Below are 26,999 nucleotides of genomic sequence, written 5' to 3'. Positions count from 1 at the left end.
ATTCAGACTGCCGTGGTATTTCATCCGCCTGTCCTGATTTCGAGCTCGCCTGAATGCGCCGACTTGCCCGCCCCAAACCCCTGATGCTGATTCTTTTGGTGATTGTGCTGATCGTGCTGGTTGCGATCGGCCAGTACCTGCGGCTGTTCGAGCGCACCTGGTTCAATCTGCACACGTTCTGGCAGCCGGAGAGCGAGCAGTCCATCGGTCTGGGTCACTATCAGGTCACGGTCGAGGGGCGGGTCATCGAAGGCCTGGATGACGATGTATCGGCGCTGACCTTCGATCCGGTGCGCAAAAGCCTGTTCACCGTCACCAACAAAAACTCCGAACTGATCGAGCTGTCGCTGGAAGGCCAGATCATTCGGCGTGTCGCGCTGGTCGGCTTCGGTGATCCGGAGGCGGTGGAGTTCATCAGCGCCGACACTTACGTGATCACTGACGAGCGCCAACAACGGCTGATCAAGATTCATCTGGAAAAGGACACCACGTTCCTCGACGCGGCGGAAGCCGAGCAGATGACGCTGGGCGTGCACATGAGCGGCAACAAGGGCTTTGAAGGCCTGGCCTACGATTCGGTGGGCAAGCGTCTGTTTGTCGCCAAGGAGCGCGACCCGATGCTGATCTACGAAGTGCAGGGCTTCCCGCATTACAACCCAGAGAAATCCTACGCGGTGCATGTGGTCAACAACCCCAAGCGCGATGCCGGGATGTTTGTCCGAGACCTGTCGAGCCTGCAATACGACGAGCGCAGCGGCCATTTGCTGGCGCTGTCCGACGAGTCGCGACTGATTCTGGAGCTGGACGTGGACGGGCGACCACTGAGCACCATGTCATTGAACAAAGGGCGTCAGGGGTTACAGAAGACGGTCCCGCAAGCGGAAGGGATCGCCATGGATGACGACGGCACGATGTACCTGGTGAGCGAGCCGAACCTGTTCTACGTCTTCAAGAAACCTGCACAACCCTGACCAACACCCCAACCCCTGTAGGAGCAGAGCTTGCTCGCGAAGGCGGTGTGTCAGTCAATAGAGATGCCGACTGACACACCGCCTTCGCGAGCAAGCTCTGCTCCTACAGGGGGTTGTATTTGGCTTACTCGGCGCGCAGGGTCTTCACGCCTTCGCTGGTGCCCAGCAACAGCAAGTCCGCCGGACGCGCCGCGAACAACCCATTGGTTACCACGCCGACGATCGCATTGATCTGCGACTCCAGCTCTACCGGGTTGGTGATCTGCATGTTGAACACATCCAGAATGATGTTGCCGTTGTCGGTCAACACGCCTTCACGGTAAACCGGGTCGCCGCCGAGCTTCACCAGTTCGCGAGCCACGTGGCTGCGGGCCATCGGGATCACTTCCACCGGCAGCGGGAATGCACCGAGTACCGGCACCAGTTTGCTGGCGTCGGCGATGCAGATGAAGGTCTTGGCCACGGCCGCGACGATCTTCTCGCGGGTCAGGGCTGCGCCGCCGCCCTTGATCAGGTTCAGGTGCTCGTCGCTTTCGTCGGCGCCGTCAACGTAGAACTCCAGGTCGCTGACCGTGTTCAGCTCATACACCGGAATGCCATGGCCCTTGAGGCGCGCGGCGGTGGCTTCGGAGCTGGCGACGGCGCCGTCGAATGCGCCTTTGTGCTGGGCCAAAGCGTCGATGAAGCAGTTGGCAGTGGAGCCGGTGCCGACCCCGACGATGCTCTTGTCGTCGAGTTTCGGGAGGATGAAGTCGACGGCGGCCTGGGCCACTGCCTGTTTGAGTTGATCCTGGGTCATGCGGGCTCCGAAAGCGGGCAAGGGGGAAACGAAGGCCGGCATTATAGGCGTCGGGGCGGGGAAGGTCATTGCCCGATTGGCGGGCGGGGCAGATTGGCTTTTGTGGCGAGGGAGCTTGCTCCCGCTCGACTGCGTAGCAGTCGCAAAACCTGTTTGCACAGTATGTCTGAAAGAATGCCGGGGACCGCTTCGCGCTCCAGCGGGAGCAAGCTCCCTCGCCACAAGGGTTCGATGGTGTCTAAAACCACCTGTTTAGTGTGGTCGCCCGGCCGAAAGCCGGGTTAGACTCCTTGACCCTGCCCAACCCGCTCAGTGATGCTTTCCGATGCTCGAACAGTACGTCAAAAAGATCCTCACCTCGCGCGTTTATGACGTTGCCGTAGAAACCCCATTGCAGACTGCCCGCCAGCTCTCCGAGCGGCTGGGCAACAGTATTTTGCTCAAGCGTGAAGACTTGCAGCCGGTGTTCTCGTTCAAGATTCGCGGTGCCTACAACAAGCTCACGCAGCTGAGCGATGAAGAGCGCGCTCGCGGCGTAGTGACGGCTTCGGCGGGCAACCACGCGCAGGGCCTGGCCCTGGCAGCGAAAGTGCTGGGTGTGAAAGCCACCATCGTCATGCCCAAGACCACTCCCGAGATCAAAGTCGAAGGCGTACGTTCCCGCGGCGGCAAAGTGGTACTGCACGGGGATTCGTTCCCGGAAGCCCTGGCCTACTCGCTGAAACTGGTCGACGAAAAAGGCTACGTCTACATTCACCCGTACGACGATCCCCACACCATTGCCGGGCAGGGCACGGTGGCCATGGAGATTCTGCGCCAGCACCCTGGGCGTCTGGATGCGATCTTCGTTCCGGTGGGCGGCGGTGGGCTGATCGCCGGTATCGCGGCGTACGTGAAATACCTGCGCCCGGAAATCAAAATCATCGGCGTCGAGCCGGACGATTCCAATTGCCTGCAAGCTGCGATGGCCGCCGGCGAGCGCGTGGTGCTACCGACCGTGGGCCTCTTCGCCGACGGTGTCGCGGTCGCTCAGATCGGGCAGCACACCTTCGACATCTGCAAAGACTATGTTGATGAAGTGATCACGGTCAGCACCGACGAAATCTGCGCGGCCATCAAGGATATCTACGACGATACCCGCTCGATCACTGAACCAGCCGGCGCTCTGGGTGTGGCCGGGATCAAGAAGTACGTCGAGCAGCACGCCGTCACAGGCCACACCTTCGTGGCCATCGATTCCGGCGCCAACGTCAACTTCGACCGCTTGCGTCACGTCGCCGAACGCGCTGAGCTGGGCGAGGGTCGCGAAGCCATCATCGCCGTGACCATCCCCGAGAAACCGGGTAGCTTCAAGGCGTTCTGCGAAGCCATCGGCAAGCGCCAGATCACCGAATTCAACTACCGCTACAACACCGGCAGCGAAGCGCACATCTTCGTTGGCGTGCAGACGCACCCGGAAAACGATCCGCGCAGCGCGTTGATTGCCAGCCTGACCGAGCAGGGTTTCCCGGTGCTGGACCTCACCGACAACGAACTGGCCAAGTTGCACATCCGGCACATGGTCGGTGGCCGCGCGGCGCAGGTTGTTGATGAAGTGGTGCTGCGCTTTGAGTTTCCGGAGCGGCCGGGCGCGCTGTTCAACTTCCTCAACAAACTCGGCGGCCGCTGGAACATCTCGATGTTCCACTACCGCAACCACGGCGCGGCGGATGGCCGCGTGGTCGCGGGGCTGCAAGTGCCTCACGAGGAACGTCATCTGGTGCCCGCAGCGCTGGAAGAAATCGGCTACCCATACTGGGACGAAAGCGACAACCCGGCCTATCAGCTGTTTCTCGGCTGAGGGGCTACGCTGATGGGCAGGTCATAAGGAAATCGAACAATGGAAACGTTAACCGCCCTGAAAGTGGCGCACATGGTGGCGACGGTGGTGTTGCTGGTGTGTGCGCTGGGCCTGGGGATCTGGGTCTGGCGGACTCGGCGTAATGGCGACGCAACGGCGGCAAGCCGCACCCTGCAACGGCCGCGTGTATTCATCTGGCTGTTGATGGGGCTGGCGCTGCTGAGCATGCCGTTTACCGGTTGGTGGATGGTGCATCTGGTGGGTTGGCCGCTGGGGCAGACGTGGTTGCTGGGATCGAGTGTGCTTTATGCCTTGGCGGCGTTGGGGTGGTTCTGGTTGCTGGTGCGGCTTAACAGGCTGCGCACTGCGCCGGGAGGTAGCGGCAAGTTCACCTTCGCCTTGGCTCTGTTCAGTTTTGTTTGTTTTATCGCAATAGCGGGATTGATGGGCGCGAAGCCGGTTTAAGGCTTGGGACCGAGTCGACCCCTTCGCGGGCAAGCCTCGCTCCTACAGGTCATGCGTCAATTATGAAAATGACGCAAACCCTGTAGGAGCGAGGCTTGCCCGCGAAGGCGATTTCAGTTGCGCAGACTAATCACCGGCCAGCCACGCTTCTCGGCTTCGGCGCGCAGATTCGGGTCCGGATCAACCGCCACCGGATTCGCCACCTGCTCCAGCAACGGCAAATCATTCATCGAGTCGCTGTAGAAGTAACTGTCTTCCAGCGAATGCCCGGTCTCTTCCAGCCAACGAGCCAGCCGCGTCACCTTGCCTTCGCGAAAGCACGGAACGTCGGTGCTGCGTCCGGTGTAACGGCCATCGACCATTTCGCACTCGGTGGCGATCAGGGTTTCGACGCCCAACCGCTGGGCAATCGGCCCGGTGACGAAACGGTTGGTGGCGGTGATGATCACCAGTTTGTCACCCGCCTCGCGGTGCTTGGCCAGCAGCTCGAGCCCCTTGGGCAGCACGATCGGTTCGATGCAGTCGCGCATGTAATCGAGGTGCCATTGATCCAGCGTGGCCATCTCGGTGCGGCCGAGGACTTCCAGGCAAAAGTTCAGGTAGGCATCGTTATCGAGCTTGCCGGCCAGGTAGTCCTGATAGAACTCATCGTTGCGTGCCTTGTAGGCGACGGCGTCGAGGAAGCCGCGTTCGCACAGGTAATCGCCCCAGGCGTGGTCACTGTCGCCGCCCAAAAGCGTGTTGTCCAAGTCGAATAAAGCCAGCCGCATTGCAGTTACTCGCTGAAAAGTTTGTAGAAAGGCCTCCAGAATACGGACTTTTCACAAGAGTGCACATAAGGTAGGCCGGCTCGTTGCTGCCTTCACAACCTTTGTGGAACAATGCGGCGACATGCGTTTGCGAGGTTGTTGCCGTGATCGACCCCGATGGTTTCCGCCCCAATGTCGGGATCATTCTCACGAATGATGCCGGACAGGTGCTATGGGCTCGCCGTATCAATCAAGATGCCTGGCAGTTTCCGCAGGGTGGTATCAACCCCCAGGAGACGCCGGAAGACGCCTTGTACCGCGAGTTGAACGAAGAAGTGGGTCTGGAGCGCGAAGATGTTGAAATTCTCGCCTGCACCCGGGGCTGGTTGCGCTATCGTTTGCCGCAACGTCTGGTCCGTACCCACAGCCAACCGCTGTGCATCGGCCAGAAACAGAAATGGTTTCTCCTGCGCCTGACCTCCAACGAGCAGCGGGTGCGGATGGATTTGACCGGTAAACCGGAATTCGATGGCTGGCGCTGGGTCAGTTATTGGTATCCGTTGGGCCAGGTGGTGACATTCAAGCGCGAGGTGTATCGACGCGCTCTCAAAGAGCTTGCCCCGCGCCTTTTAGCGCGCGACTGACGACGGAGTTCGACCCCGAGCCATGCTCAATACGCTGCGCAAGATCGTCCAGGAAGTTAACTCCGCCAAGGATCTCAAGGCGGCGTTGGGGATTATTGTGTTGCGCGTCAAAGAGGCCATGGGCAGCCAGGTCTGCTCGGTCTACCTGCTTGACCCCGAGACCAACCGCTTCGTGCTGATGGCGACCGAGGGCTTGAACAAGCGCTCGATCGGCAAAGTCAGCATGGCACCCAACGAAGGTCTGGTCGGCCTGGTCGGCACGCGTGAAGAACCCCTGAACCTCGAAAACGCCGCGGATCACCCGCGCTACCGCTACTTCGCCGAGACCGGTGAAGAGCGCTACGCCTCATTCCTCGGGGCGCCGATCATTCACCACCGGCGCGTCGTCGGCGTGTTGGTCATTCAGCAAAAAGAACGGCGCCAGTTCGATGAAGGCGAAGAAGCCTTCCTCGTGACCATGAGCGCGCAGCTCGCCGGCGTTATCGCCCACGCCGAGGCCACCGGTTCGATCCGGGGCCTGGGCCGTCAGGGCAAAGGGATTCAGGAAGCCAAGTTCGTCGGCGTACCGGGTTCGCCGGGCGCGGCGGTCGGTACGGCGGTGGTCATGTTGCCACCGGCCGATCTGGACGTGGTGCCCGACAAGACCATCGTCGACATCGAGGCCGAACTCGGGCTGTTCAAGACCGCCATCGAAGGCGTGCGCGCCGACATGCGTGCGTTGTCGGCCAAACTGGCCACGCAGTTGCGCCCGGAAGAAAGGGCCTTGTTCGACGTGTATCTGATGATGCTCGCCGACGAGGCGCTGGGCAGCGAAGTGACCACCGTGATCAAGACCGGTCAGTGGGCCCAGGGCGCGCTGCGTCAGGTGGTCACCGATCACGTCAACCGTTTCGAACTGATGGACGACGCCTACCTGCGTGAACGCGCCTCGGACGTCAAGGACCTTGGCCGCCGCTTGCTTGCCTACTTGCAGGAAGAGCGTCAGCAGACCCTGGTCTACCCTGACAACACCATCCTGATCAGCGAAGAACTGACGCCGGCGATGCTCGGCGAGGTGCCGGAAGGCAAGCTGGCGGGTCTGGTGTCGGTGCTCGGTTCCGGCAACTCCCACGTGGCGATCCTCGCGCGAGCCATGGGCATCCCGACGGTGATGGGCCTGGTCGACCTGCCGTACTCCAAGGTCGATGGCATCCAGATGATCGTCGACGGCTACCACGGTGAGGTCTACACCAACCCGAGCGACGTGCTGCGCAAGCAGTTCGCCGAAGTGGTCGAGGAAGAGAAACAACTGGCCCTCGGGCTGGATGCGTTGCGCGACTTGCCATGCGTGACCCTCGATGGCCACCGTATGCCGCTGTGGGTCAACACCGGCCTGCTGGCGGACGTGGCGCGGGCGCAGAAGCGTGGCGCCGAGGGTGTCGGTCTGTACCGCACCGAAGTGCCATTCATGATCAACCAGAGGTTCCCGAGCGAAAAGGAGCAGTTGGCGATCTACCGCGAGCAACTCGCCGCGTTCCATCCGCAACCGGTGACCATGCGCAGCCTGGACATCGGCGGCGACAAATCGCTGTCGTACTTCCCGATCAAGGAAGACAACCCGTTCCTCGGCTGGCGCGGCATTCGCGTCACCCTCGACCACCCGGAAATCTTCCTGGTGCAGACCCGCGCGATGCTCAAGGCCAGTGAAGGCCTGAACAACCTGCGGATTCTGTTGCCGATGATCTCCGGCACCCATGAACTCGAAGAAGCCCTGCACCTGATTCACCGGGCCTGGGGCGAAGTCCGCGACGAAGGCACTGACGTGCCGATGCCGCCGATCGGCGTGATGATCGAGATTCCGGCGGCTGTTTATCAGACCAAGGAACTGGCGCGGCAAGTGGACTTCCTGTCGGTCGGCTCCAACGACCTGACCCAGTACCTGCTGGCCGTGGACCGCAATAACCCACGGGTAGCCGACCTCTACGATTACCTGCACCCGGCGGTGCTGCAAGCGTTGCAGAACGTGGTGCGTGATGCCCATGCCGAAGGCAAACCGGTGAGCATCTGCGGCGAAATGGCCGGTGACCCGGCGGCGGCGGTGCTGTTGATGGCGATGGGGTTCGACAGTCTGTCGATGAACGCCACCAACTTGCCGAAGGTGAAGTGGATGCTGCGTCAGATCAACCTGAGCAAGGCCAAGGAATTGCTCGCGGAGCTGATGACCATCGACAACCCGCAAGTGATCCACAGCTCGCTGCAGTTGGCGCTGAAGAACCTTGGGTTGGCGCGGATGATCAATCCGGCGGCGATCAAACCCCACTAAAGCACGGATGGCCCTTGTGGCGAGGGAGCTTGCTCCCGCTGGAGTGCGAAGCGCTCCCAATCTGGCCAATGTTTTCTTTCGGAAAACTTCATTTGCCATTTTGCGATTGCTGCGCAATCGAACGGGAGCAAGCTCCCTCGCCACAATTTATTGCCAGACTGTCAGATCTTTATCTCCACTTCCCCCAAATGCCCGCCATACGGCCCAAAACTCCGTTCAACCAGATGCCGCGTTCCATCGGCATGAACAATCAACGCCGTACTCGCCCGGGTCCCGTAACTCTGGCTGGCAATAAACACACTCGACAACAGCGTCTCGGTCGCCAAACCCACCCCGGTATCCGGCAGCTCCGCAAACGGCGCGGTCTGCGCATCACTCAGCAACGCCAATAACGCCTCAGGCTGCGGATCCTCCAGAACCGTCTCCAGCGCCGCCCGTGCCTTGAGCAACTTCGGCCACGGCGTATCCAGTCCCGCATTCGACAATCCATAAACACCCGGCTGCAACATCACCGCCTCAGTCGCCCGAGCGTTGTAATACCACAACTCATTGGCATTGCCGATCAGCAGGTTAAACCCGGCATATTCCAGCGAACGTCCTACAACGTCGCCCAAGTAGTCATCAATCGGCATTTCGCCATTGAGAAATCGCGCGACCAGTTCACCGCGAGATTTTCGAGCGGGCGGTTGATGAGGATCCCGGATATTGGTCAGCGCCGCGAAGCGCCCGTTGGCGCCGACACCGAGCCAGGTGCCGCCGGCTTCCAGGTCTCGACCGGCGTAGACCTGCGGTGCTTCGGGCCACTGCGCCAGGGGCAGGCTGGGCCGGGCATAGAATTCGTCGCGGTTGGCCGCCACGATCAGCGGCTGGGCATGACCCGGGCGCCAGGCTAAGACAATCAGGCACATAAGGTAGTCCTTGTGTGTTTTTTTGCCCACTCTACGCAGTCATTGTGCTGGTATCCATCGCCATCCAGTGGAGCCCAAGGCCATGCATCCGTTACCATGCCGCTCCGGTTTTGGGGTTGGGTGGGGAAACAGCATGGAATTTCTGCTCTATCTGGCGCTCGGCGCCTGTGCCGGGGTGCTGGCCGGGCTGTTTGGCGTGGGCGGCGGCATCATCATCGTCCCGGTGCTGGTGTTCAGTTTCACCCTGCAGGGCTTCGATGCGTCGATCCTGACTCACCTGGCGGTTGGCACCTCCCTGGCGACGATCATCTTCACCTCGGTCAACGCGGTGCGCGAGCACCATCGCCGCGGCGCCGTGCGCTGGCCGATTTTTGCCTGGATGACCGTCGGTATTCTGCTGGGTGCCGGTTTCGGTGCGTTGACCGCCGAAGCGATCTCCGGCCCGAACCTGCAAAAAATCATCGGCGTGTTCGCCCTGATCATCGCCGTGCAGCTGGCGCTGGACGTCAAACCCAAGGCCAGCCGAACGGTGCCGGGGAAAGTCGGTCTGACCCTGGCCGGCACAGTGATTGGCTGGGCTTCGGCGATTTTCGGGATTGGCGGCGGTTCGCTGACCGTGCCGTTCCTGACCTGGCGCAGCGTGCCGATGCAGCAAGCGGTGGCGACGTCGTCGGCGTGCGGCCTGCCCATTGCGCTGGCCAGTGCATTAAGTTTCATGATTCTGGGCTGGCACGATCCGTTGCTGCCGGCCCATAGTCTCGGTTTTATTTATTTGCCGGCGCTGCTGGGGATCGCCCTGACCAGCATGGTCTTCGCCCGCCTCGGTGCGCGACTGGCCCACAGGCTGTCGCCGAAGTTGCTGAAAAGACTGTTCGCCGCTTTGCTGTTCTGCGTAGGTTTGAGTTTTCTGATCTGACGCACCGCACAATCCTGGCTTAATCCTGAGGTGGCAGCGTCGCCCGGGAATTTTGAAGGTTTCAACTCTAACGAGGAGTCGCAATGCTGCCTTACCCGCAGATCGACCCGGTGGCCCTGGCCATCGGTCCGCTGAAAATCCACTGGTACGGCCTGATGTACCTGATCGGCATCGGCGGTGCGTGGCTGCTGGCGTCGCGCCGGCTCAACCGTTTCGACCCGACCTGGAGCAAAGAGAAACTCTCCGACATGGTCTTCTGGATGTCGATGGGCGTTATCGTCGGCGGTCGCCTGGGCTACGTGCTGTTCTACGATCTGAGTGCTTATCTGGCCAACCCGACGCTGATTTTCGAAGTGTGGAAGGGCGGCATGTCGTTCCACGGCGGCTTCATTGGCGTGATGCTGGCGGCGTTGTGGTTCGGTAAAAAGAACAACAAGTCGTTCTTCCAGCTGATGGACTTCGTCGCACCGATGGTGCCGATCGGCCTGGGCGCCGGGCGTATCGGCAACTTCATCAATGCCGAATTGTGGGGCAAGGCGACCGACGTGCCGTGGGCGATGATCTTCCCGCCGTTCAGCGATCCGGCGCAGTTGCCGCGTCATCCGTCGCAGCTGTATCAGTTCGCGCTGGAAGGCGTGGCGCTGTTCCTGATCCTGTGGCTGTTCTCGCGCAAGCCGCGACCAACCATGGCGGTGTCCGGGATGTTCGCGCTGTTCTATGGCATCTTCCGTTTCATCGTCGAATTCGTCCGCGTACCGGACGCGCAACTGGGCTATCTGGCCTGGAACTGGCTGACCATGGGCCAAGTGCTGTGCGTGCCAATGATCGTCGGCGGTCTGTTCCTGATCTGGCTGGCGTATCACCGCGCTCCGGCGACGCCAGCGGCAGCCGTATAAATTCGAATGCCGGGGGCGACGGCCTCCGGGTTCAAGGACACAGGTAACTCATGAAGCAATATCTCGAACTGGTCGCCCACGTCATCAAGAACGGCACCAAGCAAGCCAACCGCACCGGTGTGAACACCATCAGTTTTCCCGGCGCGATGCTGCGGTATGACCTGCAAGAAGGTTTCCCGGCGATCACCACGCGCAAGATGGCCTTCAAGTCGGCCATCGGCGAGATGTGCGGTTTTCTGCGTGGCGTTAACAACGCCGCCGAATTCCGCGCGCTGGGTTGCAAGGTCTGGGACCAGAACGCCAACGAAAACGCGCAGTGGCTGGCCAACCCGTTCCGTCAGGGCGAAGACGACCTCGGCGAGATCTACGGCGTGCAATGGCGCAAATGGCCGGCGTACAAGCAGATTCCGGTCAGCAACAAAGCGGCCATCGAGCAAACCCTGAGCCAAGGCTATCGTCAGATCGCCGAAGGCGAAGAAGACGGCCAGGCTTACGTGGTGCTGTACAAAGCGATCGACCAGATCCGCCAGTGCGTCGACACCATCATCAAGGACCCGGGCAGCCGCCGCATTCTGTTCCACGGCTGGAACGTTGCGCAACTTGATGAAATGGCTTTGCCGCCATGCCACTTGCTGTACCAGTTCCACCCGAATGTCGAGACCAAGGAAATCTCCCTGACGCTCTACATCCGCTCCAACGACCTGGGCCTGGGCACGCCGTTCAACCTCACCGAAGGTGCCGCGCTGCTGAGCCTGATCGGTCGCCTGACCGGCTACACGCCGCGCTGGTTCACCTATTTCATCGGCGATGCGCACGTCTACGAAAACCATCTGGACATGCTGAACGAACAGCTCAAGCGCGAGCCGTTCCCGATGCCGAAACTGGTGATCAGCGATCGTGTGCCGGAGTTTGCCAAGACCGGTGTTTATCAGCCGGAATGGCTGGAGTTGATCGAACCGAGTGATTTTTCGCTTGAGGGTTATCAGCACCATGCGCCGATGACCGCGCCGATGGCGGTCTGACAATCTGCACGCAATACCCCTGTGGGAGCTAGCCTGCTAGCGATAGCGACGGCACATCCAACAATGATGTGGCTGAAAAACCGCTATCGCTAGCAGGCTAGCTCCCACATTGGGTTCTGTGGTGGTCTCAATGACCGTGACTGCGGCCCACATGCGAATGCTCAACCTCCGTCGCCACAACCCCGCCACTCACTTCCAACCGCTGCAAAATCCCGCATTGATCAATATCCGGCCCTTCGCCACAGCGTTGGCGCAGGTCGAGCAGTTGTGCCTGTAACGCCATCAACCCATCAATCCGCGCTTTCACGTGATGAATGTGTTCGTCGATAAGCGCATTCACGCTTTCACACTGATCCTGCGGACTGTCGCGCAAAGCCAGCAGGCTGCGGATTTCCTCGAGTGTCATGTCGAGGGTGCGGCAGTTGCGGATGAAGGTCAGGCGTTCGGCGTGGGCCTGGGTGTAGACGCGGTAGTTGCCGTCGCTGCGGGCCGGTTCGGGCAGCAGGTTTTCGCGCTCGTAATAGCGGATGGTTTCCACGGCGCAGTCGGTGAGTTTCGCCAATTCTCCGATCTTCATGACGGCAATCTCCAAATAGGTGCTTGACCCTATAGTGGCTACAGGGTCTTTACTTGGCAACAGGCACCTTCATGGACGCAACCAATGAGCGATTCCCTTCACACCCACAAACGCGAGGCTGATCACGATCACGATCACGATCACGATCACGATCACGATCACGATCACAGCCACAAGCTGCAGCCTGTGCAGAAGCATGACGATGGCGGCCACGGGGATTCCTGCTGTTCTTCCAAAACGGCGGCGCCGTCGCTGATCACGCTCAGCGAAGCGCCAACCGCCAATGCGCGGTTGAGCAGTTTCCGCATCGATGCGATGGACTGCCCGACCGAGCAGACGCTGATTCAGAACAAGCTCGGCAAGATCGCAGGTGTGCAGCAACTGGAATTCAATCTGATCAACCGCGTGCTGGGCGTCACTCATGACTTGCCGAGCACCGAGCCGATCATCGACGCGATCAAATCCCTCGGCATGTTGGCCGAGCCGCTGGAGCAGGGCGTCGAAGCGCCTGCTCCCACGCCCGAGAAAAAGCCGTGGTGGCCGTTGGCGCTGTCCGGCGTGACCGCGCTCGCCGCCGAAGTCATCCACTTCACCAACGCTGCGCCCAACTGGGTCGTGGCGGTTATCGCGTTGATCTCGATCCTCAGCGGCGGTCTCAGCACTTACAAGAAGGGCTGGATCGCGCTGAAAAACCTCAACCTGAACATCAATGCCTTGATGAGCATCGCGGTGACCGGCGCGATCCTGATCGGGCAGTGGCCGGAAGCGGCGATGGTGATGTTCCTGTTCACCGTGGCCGAGTTGATCGAGGCCAAGTCCCTGGACCGCGCGCGCAACGCCATCAGCGGCTTGATGCAGATGACGCCGGAGCAGGCCACGGTGCTGCAGGCCGACGGCAGCTGGGTTTTGCAGGACGTCAAAACCATCGAGCTGGGCGCGCGAGTGCGAGTCCGTCCCGGTGAGCGAATTGGAATGGACGGCGAAGTCGTGTCGGGCAGTTCGACCATCGATCAGGCGCCGATCACCGGCGAAAGCCTGCCGGTAGAGAAGACCGTCGGCGATAAGGTATTCGCCGGCACCATCAATCAGGCCGGCTCCCTGGAATATTCAGTGACCACCGCAGCCAACAATTCGACCCTGGCGCGGATCATCCACGCCGTCGAACAGGCGCAAGGTGCGCGGGCACCGACCCAGCGCTTCGTTGACCAGTTTTCGAAAATCTACACGCCCGCCGTGTTCATCTTCGCCCTCGCGGTGGCGGTGATTCCGCCGCTGTTCATGGGCGCAGTCTGGTTCGACTGGATCTACCGCGCGCTGGTGTTGCTGGTGGTCGCATGCCCCTGCGCATTGGTGATTTCCACCCCGGTGACCATCGTCAGCGGCCTCGCGGCGGCGGCGCGCAAAGGGATTCTGGTCAAGGGCGGCGTGTATCTGGAGGGTGGTTACAAACTCGACTACCTGGCGCTGGACAAGACCGGCACGATCACCCACGGCAAGCCGGTGCAGACTGATTACCTGTCGCTCGATCCCACGGCCGATGCTTCGGCGCCGGCCATTGCGGCAGCGTTGGCCGGTCGTTCGGATCACCCGGTATCGCTGGCCATCGCCAACGCCGCTGTGGATAAACCCTTTGCGCCACTCGTTGTGGATAACTTCGAAGCCCTGGCCGGTCGCGGGGTGCGCGGTGAGATCAACGGGCAGACCTACCATTTGGGCAATCACCGTTTGGTGGAAGAGCTGAACCTGTGTTCGCCGGCGCTGGAAGAAAAGCTGTTTGCGCTGGAGAAACAAGGCAAGTCCGTGGTGCTGTTACTCGACAAATCCGGCCCACTGGCGTTGTTCGCCGTGGCCGATACGGTCAAGGAATCCAGCCGTGAGGCGATCCAGCAGTTGCACGATCTGGGTATCAAAACCCTGATGCTCACCGGCGACAACGTCCACACCGCCCAGGCGATTGCTGCGCAAGTCGGCATCGACGAGGCCAAGGGTGATCTGCTGCCGACCGACAAACTGCAAGCCATCGAAGCCCTTTATGCACAGGGCCATAGCGTCGGCATGGTCGGCGATGGGATCAACGATGCTCCGGCACTGGCCCGGGCCGAAATCGGTTTTGCGATGGCCGCCGCCGGCACCGATACCGCCATCGAAACCGCGGATGTCGCCCTGATGGACGACGATCTGCGCAAAATCCCGGCGTTTATCCGCCTTTCGCGCCAGACGTCGAGCATCCTCAAACAGAACATCGCCCTCGCTTTGGTCATCAAGGCTATCTTTCTTGGGGTAACCTTCGCCGGTATCGCCACCATGTGGATGGCGGTGTTCGCCGACATGGGCGTGAGCCTGTTGGTGGTGTTCAACGGTTTGCGCCTGTTGCGCAAGTAAGCGATGAGGAGCGGGTGTGCTGAGTGCCGAGCTGAAGGCGTTTTACATGGTGGCCCGCCTGGGCAGCATTACGCTGGCGGCGAAAAAGCTCGGCCTGAGCCAGCCCACGGTAACCACGCAGATCCGCAATCTGGAAAGCCAGTATTCGGTTGAGCTGTTCTACCGTGGCGGCCGCCGCCTCAGCGTCAGCGACGAAGGCGCGCGGTTGCTGCCGATGGTCAAGGCGCTGTTGCAGCAGGAAGCCGACATCGAGTTTTTCCTGCGCAACAGCGGCCAGGTCCAGGGCACATTGCGCATCGCCGCCACCGCGCCGTATTACATCCTCGATCTGGTGAAGACCTTTCGCGAGCGTTTGCCACAAGTGGAAGTGTCAGTGGAAATCGGCAACTCGCAGCAGGTGCTGGAAGCCTTGGAGGATTACCGGGTCGATGTCGCGGCGTCCTCGCAACTGCTCGACGACGCGCGACTGATTCGCCGGGTGCTCGGAAGCGATCCGCTGGTGCTGGCGGTGCATCGCAATCATCCGCTGGCGGTGCACGATCATGTGCCGCTCAGCGCGTTGGCCGGGCATACGTTGTTGATGCGCGAATCCGGCTCGACCACTCGGCGGTTGACCGAGGAATTGCTGGCCAGCGCCGGGGTGAGTTTCGGGCCGTTGCTGGAGATTGGTAGCCGTGAATCGATTCGCGAGGCGGTGCTGCGCAACATCGGGATCAGCATCATTGCCCGGCAGGAAGTGCCGCATGATCCGCAATTGCGTGTGCTGACCATCGAGAATGCGCCGCAGATTCCGGAGTATCTGTACTGCCTGAAAGAGAGAAAGAACGCCAGGTTGCCCGCGGCGTTTCTGGGGTTGGCGCAGGAAATGGCCCCGGCCTGAAATCTCTATTGCCTGTGCTGGCCTCTTCGCGGGCAAGCCTCGCTCCTACAGGTTGATCGCGTTCCCCTATAGGAGCGAGGCTTGCCCGCGAAGGCGTCTGTCGGGACACCGCCGAACCCAACCCAAATCCCCGAATACCACTATCAACCGTTTTTGCCTCACTGCCACATGACGGACGCATTACCTCCCTAGGATGGCCTTCATCTGCTTGATGAGGCCTGTCCATGAACCACTCGATCGCAACTGCCCTGACCAACCCCGGCGCCCCGATGAAGGTGCGCAGCGTGCAGAAACGCTTCGGAGCCTTCACCGCGCTGGATAACGTTTCCCTCGACGTGGCGGCCGGTGAACTGGTGTGCCTGCTGGGCCCGTCGGGTTGTGGCAAAACCACCTTGCTGCGTTGCATCGCCGGTCTGGAAAAACAGGACAGCGGCGAGTTGCACCTCGGCAATCGCGACGTGTCCCACTTGGCACCGCAGGCTCGGGACTACGGCATTCTGTTTCAGTCCTACGCGCTGTTCCCCAATCTCACCGTCGAAGCGAACATTGCCTACGGCCTCGCCGGCAGCGGTCGCGATGAAGTGCGCAAGCGCGTCGGTCAGATGCTGGAACTGGTCGGCCTGACCGGCAGCGAGAAAAAGTACCCCGGCCAATTGTCCGGCGGTCAGCAGCAACGTGTTGCGCTGGCCCGCGCCTTGGCGCCGGCGCCTTCGTTGTTGCTGCTGGACGAACCGATGTCGGCCCTCGACGCTCGGGTTCGCGAGCACCTGTGCACCGAACTGCGCCAACTTCAACGCAACCTCGGCATCACCACCCTGATGGTCACGCACAATCAGGACGAGGCCATGCTGATGGCCGACCGCATTGCTGTGATGAACAACGGCAAGGTCGAACAGTACGCCACGCCGCAGGAAATCTACGACCGCCCGGCCACGCCGTTCGTGGCGGAGTTCGTCGGTCAGGGCAACTGGCTGCCGTTCCACCGCAGCAGCGACAGCCACGCCCAGGTCGGCGGGATGAACATGCGTCTGGCCGATGGCAGTGCAAAAACCGCGTCTGGCCGGTTGTTCTGCCGCCCCGAGGCGATCAACGTCAACCCGCTGGTGCATGAGGAAAACCTGTTCCCGGCCAAGGTTCGCGAAATCACCTTCCTCGGCAACCGTTGCCGCATGAGCTTCGAACTCGATCAACTGCCAGGCCACGCATTGCTGGCGGAACTGGCACCGGAAGCGATGCCGCGCCTCGGCGCGCAGCACATCATGGTCGCCTTGCCGCCGCGCAGCCTGCAGGTGTTTGCCTGATGAGCGCGAACATCGCGCTGCCGATACCGCACAAGCAGGTTCGGCAGACCTCCCGTGCCGAGATCGGCGACCGGGTGTTCGTGGTCGGCGGCAAAATCCTGTTGCTGGTGTTGCTCGGCGTCGCGGTGTTGATGCCGTTGCTGGCGATCTTCTGGCGTGGTTTCAGTTCGGAGGCCGGGCAGGGCGGTGGTCTGGTGGCTGCGCGTGAATTGGTCACCAGTGCGAATTTCCACTGGTTGCTCGGCAATAGCCTGAAAGTTTCCCTCAGCGTGGCGGCCATTGTCGTACCGCTGGCCTACCTGTTTGCCTACGCCCTGCAACGCACCTTGATTCCGGGCAAAGGCCTCTGGCGTGGCCTGTCGCTGTTGCCGCTGATGGCGCCGTCGATGTTGCCGGGTATTGCGCTGGTTTACCTGTTCGGCAACCAGGGCATGTTGCGCGGTTTGCTCTCGGACAATATCTACGGCTTCTGGGGCATCGTTCTGGGTGAGGTCATCTACACCTTCCCACACGCCTTGATGATTTTGCTGTCAGCCCTGTCCCTGGCGGATGCGCGACTCTTCGATGCCGCCTCCAGCATGGGCGCCAGTCCGGCCAAAGCCTTTCGCAGCATCACTTGGCCGGCCACCCGTCAGGCGGTGTTCGCAGCGTTCTGTCTCGTATTCACCCTGACCATCACTGACTTCGGCGTGCCCGTGGTGGTCGGCGGCGACTATCAGGTGCTGGCGCTGGAAGCCTACAAAGCCGTGGTCGGCCAGCAACAGTTCGGTCGCGGTGCGTTGATCGGCATGGTCCTGTTGCTGCCGGCACTGTTCAGTTTTGCGGTCGATGCCTGGTTGCGTCGGCGTCACGGTGATTCCATGAGCGGTCGGGCGCAGGTGTTTCAACCGACGCCGTCGAAACTGCGCGACGGCTGCTACCTGGCCATCGTGCTGCTGATCTGCGCGGTGTTGTTGCTGGTGTTCGGCATGGCGGTGTTCTCGTCGCTGGTGAAGTTCTGGCCATACAACCTGTCGCTGTCGCTCAACCATTACCAGTTCAACGACACGGCGGGCGGCGGTTGGCTGGCTTACGGAAACAGCGTGAAGATGGCCCTGTGCACGGCGTTGATCGGCAGTGTGCTGATCTTCACCGGCGCCTATCTGATGGAAAAAACCAAGGGTCAGCGCGGACTGAACCTGACCCTGCGCATGCTCAGTTTCGTACCGATGGCGGTGCCGGGTCTGGTGCTGGGCCTGGGTTATGTCTTCTTCTTCAACCTCACCGACAACCCGCTGCATGTGCTCTACGGGACCATGACCCTGCTGGTGGTCTGCACCATTGCTCACTATCTGACCACCGCGCAAATGACCGCGACCACCGCATTGCGTCAGCTCGACGCCGAGTTCGAAGCCGCCGCGCTGTCGCTCAAGGCGCCGCTGTATCGGCATTACCTGCGGGTAACCGTACCGATCTGCCTGCCGGCGCTGCTGGATATCGTGCGCTACCTGTTCGTCTCGGCCATGACCACCGTCTCGGCGGCGATCTTCCTCTACAGCCCCGACACCATCCTCGCGGCGGTGGCGGTGCTGAACATGGATGACGCCGGCAACGTCGGCGGCGCGGCGGCGATGTCGACCCTGATTCTGTTCACCTCGGCGGGCGTGTCCCTGCTGCTGGCCTGGGCCTCGCGCGGTTTGCTGCGCCGTTCCCAGGCCTGGCGGCAGACCGCGCCCGGCCACTGATTTCCAATCCCGCAAACCTCAACTCAAAACAGGAAAAGATCATGTTCAAGCCCCTGGCCCTGGCCGCTGCTGTCCTCACCGCTTTCAGCCTGAACGCCTTCGCGGCGCAAACCGAGTTGACGGTGTACACCGCCCTCGAAGCCGAACAACTGAAGACCTACAAAGAAGCCTTCGAAAAAGCCAACCCGGACGTCGAGATCAAGTGGGTGCGCGACTCCACCGGCATCATCACCGCCAAACTGCTGGCCGAAAAAGCCCGTCCACAGGCTGATGCTGTCTGGGGTCTGGCGGCGTCGAGCCTGGCGATCCTCGATCAGCAAGGCATGCTGCAAAGCTACGCGCCGAAAGACCTGGGCAAGATCGGCGGCAACTACCGCGACGCTGCCAATCCGCCAGCCTGGGTCGGCATGGACGTCTGGGCCGCGACCATTTGCTTCAACACCGTCGAAGCCGAGAAGCAGGGTTTGACCAAGCCCGTGAGCTGGCAGGACCTGACCAAGCCTGAGTACAAAGGCAAGATCGTGATGCCGAACCCGGCCTCGTCCGGCACCGGTTTCCTCGACGTCAGCGCCTGGCTGCAAACCTTCGGCGAGAAGCAGGGCTGGCAGTACATGGACGACCTGCACCAGAACATCGGCCAGTACGTTCACTCCGGCTCCAAGCCTTGCAAACTGGCAGCTGCGGGTGAGTTCCCGATCGGTATTTCCTTTGAATACCCGGCCGTTCAGTTGAAGCGCCAGGGTGCGCCGCTGGACATCATCCTGCCGAAAGAAGGTTTGGGCTGGGAGATCGAAGCGACGGCTGTGATCAAGGGCACACCGCATGAAGACGCGGCGAAGAAACTGGCTGACTTCTCGGCTAGCCCGGCGGCGATGGAGCTTTATAAAGAGAACTTTGCGGTGCTTGCGCAGCCGGGGATTGCCAAGCCGCAGACTGAATTGCCGGCGGATTACGAGCAGCGTCTGATCAAGAACGACTTTGCCTGGGCGTCGAAAAATCGCGACGAGATCCTGACCGAGTGGCGCAAGCGTTATGACGGCAAGTCCGAGAAAGTGGTTGCCAAGTAACTGACTCACATCCTGTGGCGAGGGAGCTTGCTCCCGCTGGAATGCGCAGCAGGCCCTTTTTTGGGGCCGCTTCGCGGCCCAGCGGGAGCAAGCTCCCTCGCCACAAAAACGGGATTATCTTAATGACACACCCCAACGACATGCTGATCGTAGGCGCCGGCATTCTCGGCCTGTCCCACGCCTACGCTGCCGCCAGGCGCGGCCTCAAGGTCACGGTTTTCGAGCGCAGCGAAACCCCGCTCGGCGCCTCGGTGCGCAACTTCGGCCAGGCCCTCGTCACCGGCCAGCCGCCCGGCCCGATGCTGGAACTGGCCAAAGCCAGCCGTGAAATTTGGGGCCAATGGGCGCAACTGGCCGGCCTGCAGCTCAAGCGCAACGGCTCATACCTGTTCGCCCGCACCGAAGCCGAAGAACACCTGCTGGAAGTTTTTTGCGCCGGACGAGCCGTAGAACACGGTTACCGCGTCGACCTGCTGCGCGGTGCTGCATTGCGCGATTTATACGGCGGCCAGTTCAGCCATCACCGCGCCGCGCTGCACGGCATGGACGATCAACAACTGTATTCCCGCGAAGCAATCCCGGCGTTGATCGATTACCTGCGCCGCGAAATGAACGTCGAGTTTCACTTCTCCACCCTCGTGCGCGACATCGAGCCCGGCCGCTTGCACAGCACCGCCGGCACCTTCAGCGCCGAGCAGATCATCGTCTGCTCCGGCCACGATTATCAGACCTTGCTGGCCGAGCCGATCGCCGCGCTTGACCCGCAAATCTGCCGCCTGCAAATGCTTCGCGCCCGACCGCAGATCAATCTCAACCTGCAACACGCGCTGCTCACCGGTTTGAGTTGTGTGCATTACGGCGCGTTCGCCGATCTGCCGGAAGCGGCGGCGGTGCAGGCGCACATCCTGCGTGAAGAACCGCACCTGCACGAAAACGGCATTCACCTGCTGATCAGCCCGACGCCTTACGGCGAACTGATCATCGGCGACTCCCATCACTATGGCAGCGATCCATCTCCCTTCAACGCCGAGCAAGTGGACGACTGGATGATCGAACTGGCCGAGCAGACGTTGGGCTGCAAGGTGCAAGTGGTCGAGCGCTGGCAGGGTGTCTATGGTTCCCGGGGGCCAGGACCGTTTTCATTCCTGCGGCCGATGCCGGGCGTGAGCGTGGCACTGATGCACACCGGCGTCGGCATGAGTGTCGGGCCGGCGATGGCCGAACGCAATGTCGCAACTGTATTGGGAGAGCTTTGATGGACCGCACTGCGCAAGTGATCGACGAGGTATTCGGGCTGTACGAGCGTTTTGGCGACAGTGATTACATCGGCGAGCCGGTGTCGCAGATCGAGCACATGTCCCAGGCCGCACAACTGGCCATGGCGGAGGGCTTCGATGACGAAGTGGTGCTCGCCGCGTTCTTCCACGACATCGGGCACATCTGCGCCGAGAGCGCCGAGAACATGGGCGGTTTCGGCGTGGTCAGCCACGAGCGACTGGGCGCTGATTACTTGCGTCGCGCAGGTTTCAGCGAGCGCATGGCGCGGCTGGTGGAGTACCACGTTCAGGCCAAGCGTTATCTGACACTCAAAACGCCTGGGTACTACGAGCAATTGAGTGAAGCCAGTCGTCGGACCCTGGAGTATCAGGGCGGGGTGATGACCGAGGCGGAAGCTGAAGCTTTCGAGCAGGACCCGTTGTGCGCGATCAGTCTGCGCATGCGGCAGTGGGATGAGCTGGCCAAGGAGATGTGGGTGCCGGTCATTGATCTCGACGTGTTGAAGCGCAAGGCCGTGAACGTCTTGTCCGGCGAGGCGCGTTGAGTTGTCTCACAGGTAATAGCGAAACGGTGGATGGTTTGCCTGGCGGCGACGGTGCAGTCTGGGCTTTTCCCAGGGAAGCGCACGGATGCGTTATTTGAAAGTGATTGCACAGGATCGAAGCGGGAAGGGTGTGGCGGATACGCTTCATGTTGAGTTTTATGAAGGTGACCAGTTGCAGCGCAAGGCAACGGAAGCGGATCGACAACGGCTCAAGTCGTTCAGCAAAACCTATTTGAAATGTGCCTGGTTCAACAGCGGTGAAGGCGAGGACCGGCATGTGCGCATCTTCTCGCACAATCCATCCGCAGACGGCACGCCGGAAACGGTGCGGCTGCATTTTCATGAAGGGCCGGTGATTGCTTATAAAGCAGCGGCTCACGATCTTGATAACGATGGGGTGTTCGAGCTGATATTGAGCTCTGATGTGGACAATGATGGGCGGGCTGATCGGACGGATCGCAATCGTGTCAGGTCGTTGGTGCGGGAGTTTTTGAGGGTCGGTTGGTAGCGATCAATCCACAAACCGAGTAACGGCCATCGCGGGCAAGCCCGCTCCCACAGGTTCGGAGGTGTTCACAACACTTGTGTTCACCGCAAATCCCTGTGGGAGCGGGCTTGCCCGCGATAGGGCCCGTCCAACCACCAGAATTATTCCGTTTACTACAACTGTTGGGCCAACACCTCAACCTGCTCCTGTCGCTCCGCCTGACTCAACTTCGCCTGCGGATTCAGCGACGACCACTGCGGATGCGCTCGCGCCTTGTGCAGGGCTTCGGGCAGTTTGCCTTCGCGCCAGGTCTTGTCCTGGGGCGTGGCGACCTGGATGCTGTCCATCGCCGCATGCCCGCGCGCATTCAGCGCCTGCAGCAACTGCCGCTGGCGCAACGCCAACAACCGCAACACGCTGTCGTCGACCGTCAATTCGCGCTGACCCTTGATCTTGCCCAGCAACCGGCTGCCATAACTGCGCGCGGTTTGCAGGGCACCGCCGGCAATCGCGCCGGCCAGCGCCGCCGCGCCGAGGGTCAGACCGCCGACCAGCAGATCCACCCCGGCCCCGGCCGCCGCGCCGGCTGCGATACCTCCGCCGACCCGCACACCCAGTTGCTTGAGGGTTTCGGGGTTGAACAGATCATCGCCCCAACGGCCATCGAGCAGTGGCAGATCACTGGCCGCCGCGTCCTGCGGGCGAAAGGCATAGAGCTTGAGCAGCGCTTCGACGCAGCGCTGTTCCCGTTGGCGAACGGCTTTGCGCAGTTCGCTGATGGCTTGTTGTTCCTGCTCGGCGTCGCTGACCACGCTACGCCGACACGCCGCGCAATCGATCAACAATTCAGCAATCAACCGCGCCGCACTTTGCTGTCGGGCCAGACGCTGGGCCTGCTGATCAGCGATCAAACGCTCCAGTTGCTCGCGGGAATTTTCCAGCAGCAGCGCGAGGCTTTCATAGAGACGACGTTCGCCATCCTCCGGCGGCGCGACGCTGTCGAAACGCACCAAGGCGTGCAAGCCCAACCGTGCCAGCGCTTCGCGCCAGTCCGGTTCGCGGTGGTTGGCGCTGCTGACGAAATTCAGCACCGGCAGTAGCGGTTTGCCGCAGTTGGCCAGCACTTCCAGTTCGTCGCGGTACTTGGCCAACACCGGTTCGCGGGCGTCGATCACATAGAGGCCGGCGTCACAGGTGAGCAGTTGCCGCAGCACTTTGGCTTCTTGCTCGAAACGCTGCCGAGCTTCGCTGCCCTCAAGAAAACGCGCCAGCCGCGCCGGGCCGTCGAGGCGTTCGCCGGGGCGCTCCAGGCGTTCGAGATAGTCGAGCAGGGCGATGGCGTCTTCCAGTCCCGGCGTGTCGAACAGGTCGAGCAAGGGCTCGCCATCCACCGACAACCGCGCGCCTTCGACGTGTCGCGTGGTGCTGGGGCGATGCGACACTTCGCCGAAACCGACGTCACGGGTCAGCGTGCGCAGCAGCGAGGTTTTGCCAACGTTGGTGTGGCCGACCACGGCGAGCTTCAACGGCGCTTTCCATGGATTAATCATGGCCGGTCTCCAGCCAGTTCAGCGGTGCGCAATCGGCGAAAGGCAGCTCCAACTGTTGCAGCGCCACGTGCCAGTCGCCGAGGCGCGCGGCATCCAGTGCTTCGCCGGGTGGCGCTTGCAGCAACCAGACGCGGGTGGCGCTGGCGCTGCGAGCCAGTTCGGCGATCAGTGCCAGGCTGCCGCGATCCGGCGAACGTCGTGGATCGCAGGCGATGGCCAGGCGCGCCGGAGGGAAACGGCTAAGTTGTTCCAGGAGTTTGTTACGCGATTCACGACTGTCGAGGATGCCCGCATCGCTCACGTTTTCAGGCAGTTGTGGCGGCCATGGGCGTTGATTGTCCAGCTCGATGGCCACCAGCAACGCGCCATCGCTTTGCAGATCGCTGACGCCGCTTTCCACCCGATGAAGTTGCGCGGGCGCGGCATCGCTGATCCCCAGGCGTTCGCTGGTGGGCATCAGGCGTTCGCGCAGTTGCGCGTAACCGGGCAGGTTCAGGTCTAGATGCAGGTTTGCGCGGCCGGTCTTCCAGCGCCACAGGCAGAGCAGCGCCAGAAGCAGGCGCGGCACAATGCCGTAAACCACCAACACGCCGACCAGCCAGGTGGCCCAGGCCTGACGGGCGCTTTCGATGTTCAATGCGGCATCGCCACTGGCGCGGATCATCTCCACCGTCGGAACATTGAAACCCGCCAGGGCGGGCAGCGCGCCCAGAGTCTGGGTCATGGCCACGAAGGTGTCGGCGCTGAGCAGGGTGGTTTCCCAGACGAAGCCATAACGCCGGGTCGCCATCAGCGTCAGCAGAATGACCAATGCGCTGAGCATCACCAACAACCACAAACCGTTGACCAATACGCCGAGCGCCCAGCGATTGAGTTTTTGTCGTTGCAGCAGCAACAGCAGGGCGGGTGCCAGTTGCACGGCTTTGGCGTCGCGGGCGAGTTTTTCGCTGAGCCACAACCACAAACGTCCCAGCGTTGCACCATGTTCGCCGGCAAACACCAGGCCCAGCGCCCAGCTCAGCAGCAGAATCAGGTTCAGCCCGAGCAAGCTGCCCAAGGCCCAGAACACATTGACCGACGTTTGTCCGTCGCCCATCGCGGCAAACGCCAGCCCGGCGCCGCTGATCACGGCCAGCACGGCTATCACGATCAATGCCAGTCGCGCGCCTTGCAGCCAATGCCTGAGGGCTTCAGCCAACCCATCGCGCTCGGCCAGCCACACGGCGCGGCGCGCAATTCGAGTCGGCAGATCGCCGCCCGCGGTGCGGGCCAGTCTGTTGGCTTCCATATCATCCAGAGGGCCGGCGTGTTCTTCACGCAGGCGGATGGTTTCCGTCAGCCAGAGGTTATTCAGTTCAGTCACGCGGCATCCCGTCGCTCAATTGAGCTGTGAGCATAACCGCTGTGGCGCTTATCGGGGTACGGGAGGCTCTGGTATCCTCGCCGGCATGACTAAATCACTCCCCCTTAGCCTGATCGCAGCCCTCGGTGAAAACCGCGTGATCGGCGTCGACAACAGCATGCCCTGGCACTTGCCGGGGGACTTCAAATACTTCAAGGCCACCACCTTGGGCAAGCCGATCATCATGGGTCGCAAGACCTGGGATTCCCTCGGTCGTCCGCTGCCGGGCCGGTTGAACATCGTGGTCAGCCGTCAGGCGGATCTGGTGCTGGAAGGCGCGGAAGTTTATCCGTCGCTGGAGGCTGCGGTGGTTCGCGCAGAGGCGTGGGCGAAGGAGCAGGGCGTCGATGAGTTGATGCTGATTGGCGGGGCGCAGTTGTATGCGCAAGGGTTGGCTCAAGCGGATCGGTTGTATTTGACGCGCGTAGCGTTGAGCCCGGAAGGGGATGCGTGGTTTCCGGAGTTTGATTTGATAGCGTGGAAGTTGGTGTCGAATGTGCCGAATCCTGCCGAAGGCGACAAACCAGCGTACAACTTCGAAGTCTGGGAAAAAGTCTAAAAGCTTCGCGGGCAAGCCTCGCTCCTACAGGATTTGTGTCAACCGCGAAAATTGCGTACGGCACAAATCCTGTAGGAGCGAGGCTTGCCCGCGAAGAGGCCCGCTCAGACCATGAAAGTCTTAAGCGTGAGCCAACTCCGAATGCTCATCCGCATCCAGCAACTCTTTATCCGTCTGCTGCATGATCTGGCTGGTAATCGCCCCGGCCGTGATCGAACCGCTCACGTTCAACGCCGTACGCCCCATATCAATCAGCGGCTCAACCGAAATCAGCAACGCCACCAGTGACACCGGCAAGCCCATCGCCGGCAACACGATCAGCGCCGCGAACGTCGCGCCACCACCGACACCGGCCACACCGGCCGAGCTCAGCGTCACAATCGCCACCAGCGTCGCGATCCACAGCGGGTCCAGCGGGTTGATGCCCACGGTCGGCGCCACCATCACCGCCAACATCGCCGGGTACAGGCCGGCACAGCCGTTCTGGCCAATGGTCGCGCCGAACGAAGCGGCGAAGCTGGCGATGGACTGCGGAATGCCCAGACGGCTGGTCTGCGCCTCGATACTCAGCGGAATGGTTGCAGCGCTGGAGCGACTGGTGAAGGCAAAGGTCAGCACCGGCCAGATCTTGCGGAAGAAACGCAGCGGGTTGATCCCGGCCGCGGACACCAGCACGCCGTGGACCACAAACATCAGGCCCAGGCCGATGTAGGACACCACCACAAAACTGCCGAGCTTGATGATGTCTTGCAGGTTGGAACCGGCGACCATTTTGGTCATCAGCGCCAATACACCGTAAGGGGTCAGCTTCATCACCAGTCGCACCAGACGCATCACCCAGGCTTGCAGGGTGTCGATGGCGTTGATCACTTTCTGACCTTTCTCGACATCGTCCTTCAGCAATTGCAGGGCCGCGACGCCGAGGAAGGCCGCGAAAATCACCACGCTGATGATCGACGTCGGCTTGGCGCGGGCCAGGTCGGCGAACGGGTTTTGCGGGATGAACGATAGCAACAACTGCGGCACATTCAGGTCAGCGACCTTGCCCGCGTAGTCAGTCTGAATGGTTTGCAGACGGGCCATTTCCTGCGTACCGGCGACCAGGCCTTCGGCGGTCAGGCCGAACAAGTTGGTCAGACCGATACCGATCAACGCTGCGATAGCAGTGGTGAACAGCAGCGTGCCGATGGTCAGGAAGCTGATCTTGCCCAGCGACGACGCGTTGTGCAGACGCGCCACGGCGCTGAGGATCGAGGCGAACACCAGTGGGATCACGATCATTTGCAGCAACTGCACATAACCGTTGCCCACCAGATCGAACCAGCCGATCGAGGCTTTCAGCACCGGGTTACCGGCACCGTAAATCGTGTGCAGTGCGACACCGAACACGACGCCCAACACCAAAGCGAGCAGGACTTTTTTAGCCAGGCTCCACGTCGTGTGACGGGTTTGTGCCAGTGCGACGAGCAGGGCGAGGAACACCAGCAGGTTGAGAATCAGCGGCAGATTCATTGGAACTCCCATTAGACATGTGCCAACTGCCTTCCGGGGCAGCTGCGAACCGGCAAGCCTAACAGCTTGATTTCCAATGAATTAATATCAAAAAAGTCTGATAACTGTCGTTTTTGGAATAAGCGGGTGTCGCTCACGGGGATGCAGCTGGCGCGATAGGTGCGTTGGCCGTCGCTGACAGACGAGGACTGTCACACTAATTTGTTAGCGTCGATGTCTTTAAT

Annotated in this window: 24 protein-coding genes; 17 read left to right on the top strand and 7 right to left on the bottom strand. The window is 61.3% G+C overall.

From position 1 onward, the window contains the following. The first annotated feature begins 53 nt into the window (after positions 1-53). The gene (locus KJF94_RS25020; RefSeq protein WP_214379596.1) at positions 54-971 is read left to right on the top strand and encodes an SdiA-regulated domain-containing protein; all 918 of its coding nucleotides are present in this window, start codon (positions 54-56) and stop codon (positions 969-971) included. A 124-nt stretch (positions 972-1,095) separates the two neighbouring features. On the opposite strand, the gene rpiA is transcribed toward KJF94_RS25020, so the two are convergent. After that, entirely contained in the window at positions 1,096-1,770 is a 675-nt protein-coding gene (rpiA, locus tag KJF94_RS25015) for a ribose-5-phosphate isomerase RpiA (protein WP_214379594.1), read from the bottom strand. Positions 1,771-2,095: 325 nt separating this feature from the next. On the opposite strand from rpiA, the gene ilvA reads away from it, so the two are divergent. Beyond that, positions 2,096-3,610 carry a threonine ammonia-lyase, biosynthetic gene (ilvA, locus tag KJF94_RS25010; protein ID WP_214379592.1) on the top strand — a complete coding sequence of 505 codons (1,515 nt, stop codon included), beginning with the start codon at positions 2,096-2,098 and terminating at the stop codon, positions 3,608-3,610. 39 nt (positions 3,611-3,649) lie between these two features. Then, entirely contained in the window at positions 3,650-4,075 is a 426-nt protein-coding gene (locus KJF94_RS25005) for a DUF2269 domain-containing protein (RefSeq protein ID WP_214379590.1), read from the top strand. Positions 4,076-4,188: 113 nt separating this feature from the next. On the opposite strand, the gene KJF94_RS25000 is transcribed toward KJF94_RS25005, so the two are convergent. After that, the gene (locus tag KJF94_RS25000) at positions 4,189-4,845 is read right to left on the bottom strand and encodes a histidinol-phosphatase (protein WP_214379588.1); all 657 of its coding nucleotides are present in this window, start codon (positions 4,843-4,845) and stop codon (positions 4,189-4,191) included. Between the two features lie 143 nt (positions 4,846-4,988). Between KJF94_RS25000 and KJF94_RS24995 the strand changes: the two genes are divergently transcribed. Both KJF94_RS24995 and ptsP read left to right on the top strand, forming a co-directional pair. Continuing rightward, a complete protein-coding gene (locus tag KJF94_RS24995) occupies positions 4,989-5,468 on the top strand; it encodes an RNA pyrophosphohydrolase (RefSeq protein WP_214379586.1) in 480 nt (159 codons plus the stop codon). A gap of 22 nt (positions 5,469-5,490) precedes the next feature. Further along, positions 5,491-7,770: a phosphoenolpyruvate--protein phosphotransferase gene (gene ptsP, locus KJF94_RS24990; RefSeq protein ID WP_214379584.1), complete on the top strand. Its 2,280-nt coding sequence runs from the start codon at positions 5,491-5,493 to the stop codon at positions 7,768-7,770. 161 nt (positions 7,771-7,931) lie between these two features. On the opposite strand, the gene KJF94_RS24985 is transcribed toward ptsP, so the two are convergent. Further along, positions 7,932-8,678, bottom strand: a complete 747-nt coding sequence (locus tag KJF94_RS24985; RefSeq protein WP_214379582.1) for an NRDE family protein — start codon at positions 8,676-8,678, stop codon at positions 7,932-7,934. A 133-nt stretch (positions 8,679-8,811) separates the two neighbouring features. On the opposite strand from KJF94_RS24985, the gene KJF94_RS24980 reads away from it, so the two are divergent. From KJF94_RS24980 to KJF94_RS24970, 3 genes are all read left to right on the top strand, one after another. Continuing rightward, a complete protein-coding gene (locus tag KJF94_RS24980) occupies positions 8,812-9,594 on the top strand; it encodes a sulfite exporter TauE/SafE family protein (protein ID WP_214379579.1) in 783 nt (260 codons plus the stop codon). Between the two features lie 83 nt (positions 9,595-9,677). Further along, a complete protein-coding gene (gene lgt, locus KJF94_RS24975; protein ID WP_214379577.1) occupies positions 9,678-10,490 on the top strand; it encodes a prolipoprotein diacylglyceryl transferase in 813 nt (270 codons plus the stop codon). Between the two features lie 50 nt (positions 10,491-10,540). Further along, positions 10,541-11,512, top strand: coding sequence for a thymidylate synthase (locus KJF94_RS24970; RefSeq protein WP_214379576.1), 972 nt, complete (start codon positions 10,541-10,543; stop codon positions 11,510-11,512). Between the two features lie 127 nt (positions 11,513-11,639). On the opposite strand, the gene cadR is transcribed toward KJF94_RS24970, so the two are convergent. Then, positions 11,640-12,089, bottom strand: coding sequence for a Cd(II)/Pb(II)-responsive transcriptional regulator (gene cadR / locus KJF94_RS24965; RefSeq protein WP_214379574.1), 450 nt, complete (start codon positions 12,087-12,089; stop codon positions 11,640-11,642). A gap of 84 nt (positions 12,090-12,173) precedes the next feature. Here cadR and KJF94_RS24960 point away from each other — a divergent pair, with 84 nt between their 5' ends. The 8 genes from KJF94_RS24960 to KJF94_RS24925 all read left to right on the top strand — a co-directional run bounded on the left by KJF94_RS24960 (position 12,174) and on the right by KJF94_RS24925 (position 21,773). Next, positions 12,174-14,471, top strand: a complete 2,298-nt coding sequence (locus tag KJF94_RS24960; RefSeq protein ID WP_214379572.1) for a heavy metal translocating P-type ATPase — start codon at positions 12,174-12,176, stop codon at positions 14,469-14,471. Between the two features lie 16 nt (positions 14,472-14,487). Further along, entirely contained in the window at positions 14,488-15,351 is an 864-nt protein-coding gene (locus KJF94_RS24955) for a LysR family transcriptional regulator (RefSeq protein WP_214379570.1), read from the top strand. Positions 15,352-15,575: 224 nt separating this feature from the next. Further along, complete coding sequence (locus KJF94_RS24950; RefSeq protein WP_214379568.1) at positions 15,576-16,652, top strand: putative 2-aminoethylphosphonate ABC transporter ATP-binding protein; 1,077 nt, start codon at positions 15,576-15,578, stop codon at positions 16,650-16,652. Further along, a complete protein-coding gene (locus KJF94_RS24945) occupies positions 16,652-18,376 on the top strand; it encodes a putative 2-aminoethylphosphonate ABC transporter permease subunit (protein ID WP_214379566.1) in 1,725 nt (574 codons plus the stop codon). The genes KJF94_RS24950 and KJF94_RS24945 overlap by 1 nt, the downstream gene beginning before the upstream one ends. Before the next feature lie 41 nt (positions 18,377-18,417). After that, positions 18,418-19,443 carry a putative 2-aminoethylphosphonate ABC transporter substrate-binding protein gene (locus KJF94_RS24940; protein ID WP_214379564.1) on the top strand — a complete coding sequence of 342 codons (1,026 nt, stop codon included), beginning with the start codon at positions 18,418-18,420 and terminating at the stop codon, positions 19,441-19,443. A gap of 122 nt (positions 19,444-19,565) precedes the next feature. Beyond that, positions 19,566-20,699, top strand: a complete 1,134-nt coding sequence (locus tag KJF94_RS24935) for a TIGR03364 family FAD-dependent oxidoreductase (protein ID WP_214379562.1) — start codon at positions 19,566-19,568, stop codon at positions 20,697-20,699. Next, complete coding sequence (locus KJF94_RS24930) at positions 20,699-21,265, top strand: phosphonate degradation HD-domain oxygenase (RefSeq protein ID WP_214379560.1); 567 nt, start codon at positions 20,699-20,701, stop codon at positions 21,263-21,265. Before KJF94_RS24935 ends, KJF94_RS24930 begins: the two co-directional genes overlap by 1 nt. An 85-nt stretch (positions 21,266-21,350) precedes the next feature. Continuing rightward, positions 21,351-21,773, top strand: coding sequence for a hypothetical protein (locus KJF94_RS24925; protein WP_214379558.1), 423 nt, complete (start codon positions 21,351-21,353; stop codon positions 21,771-21,773). A gap of 152 nt (positions 21,774-21,925) precedes the next feature. On the opposite strand, the gene KJF94_RS24920 is transcribed toward KJF94_RS24925, so the two are convergent. Both KJF94_RS24920 and KJF94_RS24915 read right to left on the bottom strand, forming a co-directional pair. Beyond that, positions 21,926-23,302 (bottom strand): GTPase/DUF3482 domain-containing protein, encoded by a 1,377-nt coding sequence (locus KJF94_RS24920; RefSeq protein WP_214379556.1) that lies wholly within the window; start codon positions 23,300-23,302, stop codon positions 21,926-21,928. Next, positions 23,295-24,665, bottom strand: coding sequence for a DUF2868 domain-containing protein (locus KJF94_RS24915; RefSeq protein ID WP_214379554.1), 1,371 nt, complete (start codon positions 24,663-24,665; stop codon positions 23,295-23,297). Before KJF94_RS24915 ends, KJF94_RS24920 begins: the two co-directional genes overlap by 8 nt. A gap of 85 nt (positions 24,666-24,750) precedes the next feature. On the opposite strand from KJF94_RS24915, the gene KJF94_RS24910 reads away from it, so the two are divergent. Further along, positions 24,751-25,263 (top strand): dihydrofolate reductase, encoded by a 513-nt coding sequence (locus tag KJF94_RS24910; protein ID WP_214379552.1) that lies wholly within the window; start codon positions 24,751-24,753, stop codon positions 25,261-25,263. Positions 25,264-25,383: 120 nt separating this feature from the next. On the opposite strand, the gene KJF94_RS24905 is transcribed toward KJF94_RS24910, so the two are convergent. Next, positions 25,384-26,775 carry an L-cystine transporter gene (locus KJF94_RS24905; RefSeq protein WP_214379550.1) on the bottom strand — a complete coding sequence of 464 codons (1,392 nt, stop codon included), beginning with the start codon at positions 26,773-26,775 and terminating at the stop codon, positions 25,384-25,386. Positions 26,776-26,999: the final 224 nt, after the last annotated feature.

The organism is Pseudomonas hormoni (genome assembly GCF_018502625.1).
Taxonomy (GTDB): Bacteria; Pseudomonadota; Gammaproteobacteria; order Pseudomonadales; family Pseudomonadaceae; genus Aquipseudomonas; species Aquipseudomonas hormoni.
Note: the sequence above shows the minus strand (reverse complement) of the source record. Positions and strands in the feature narration are given on the sequence as shown.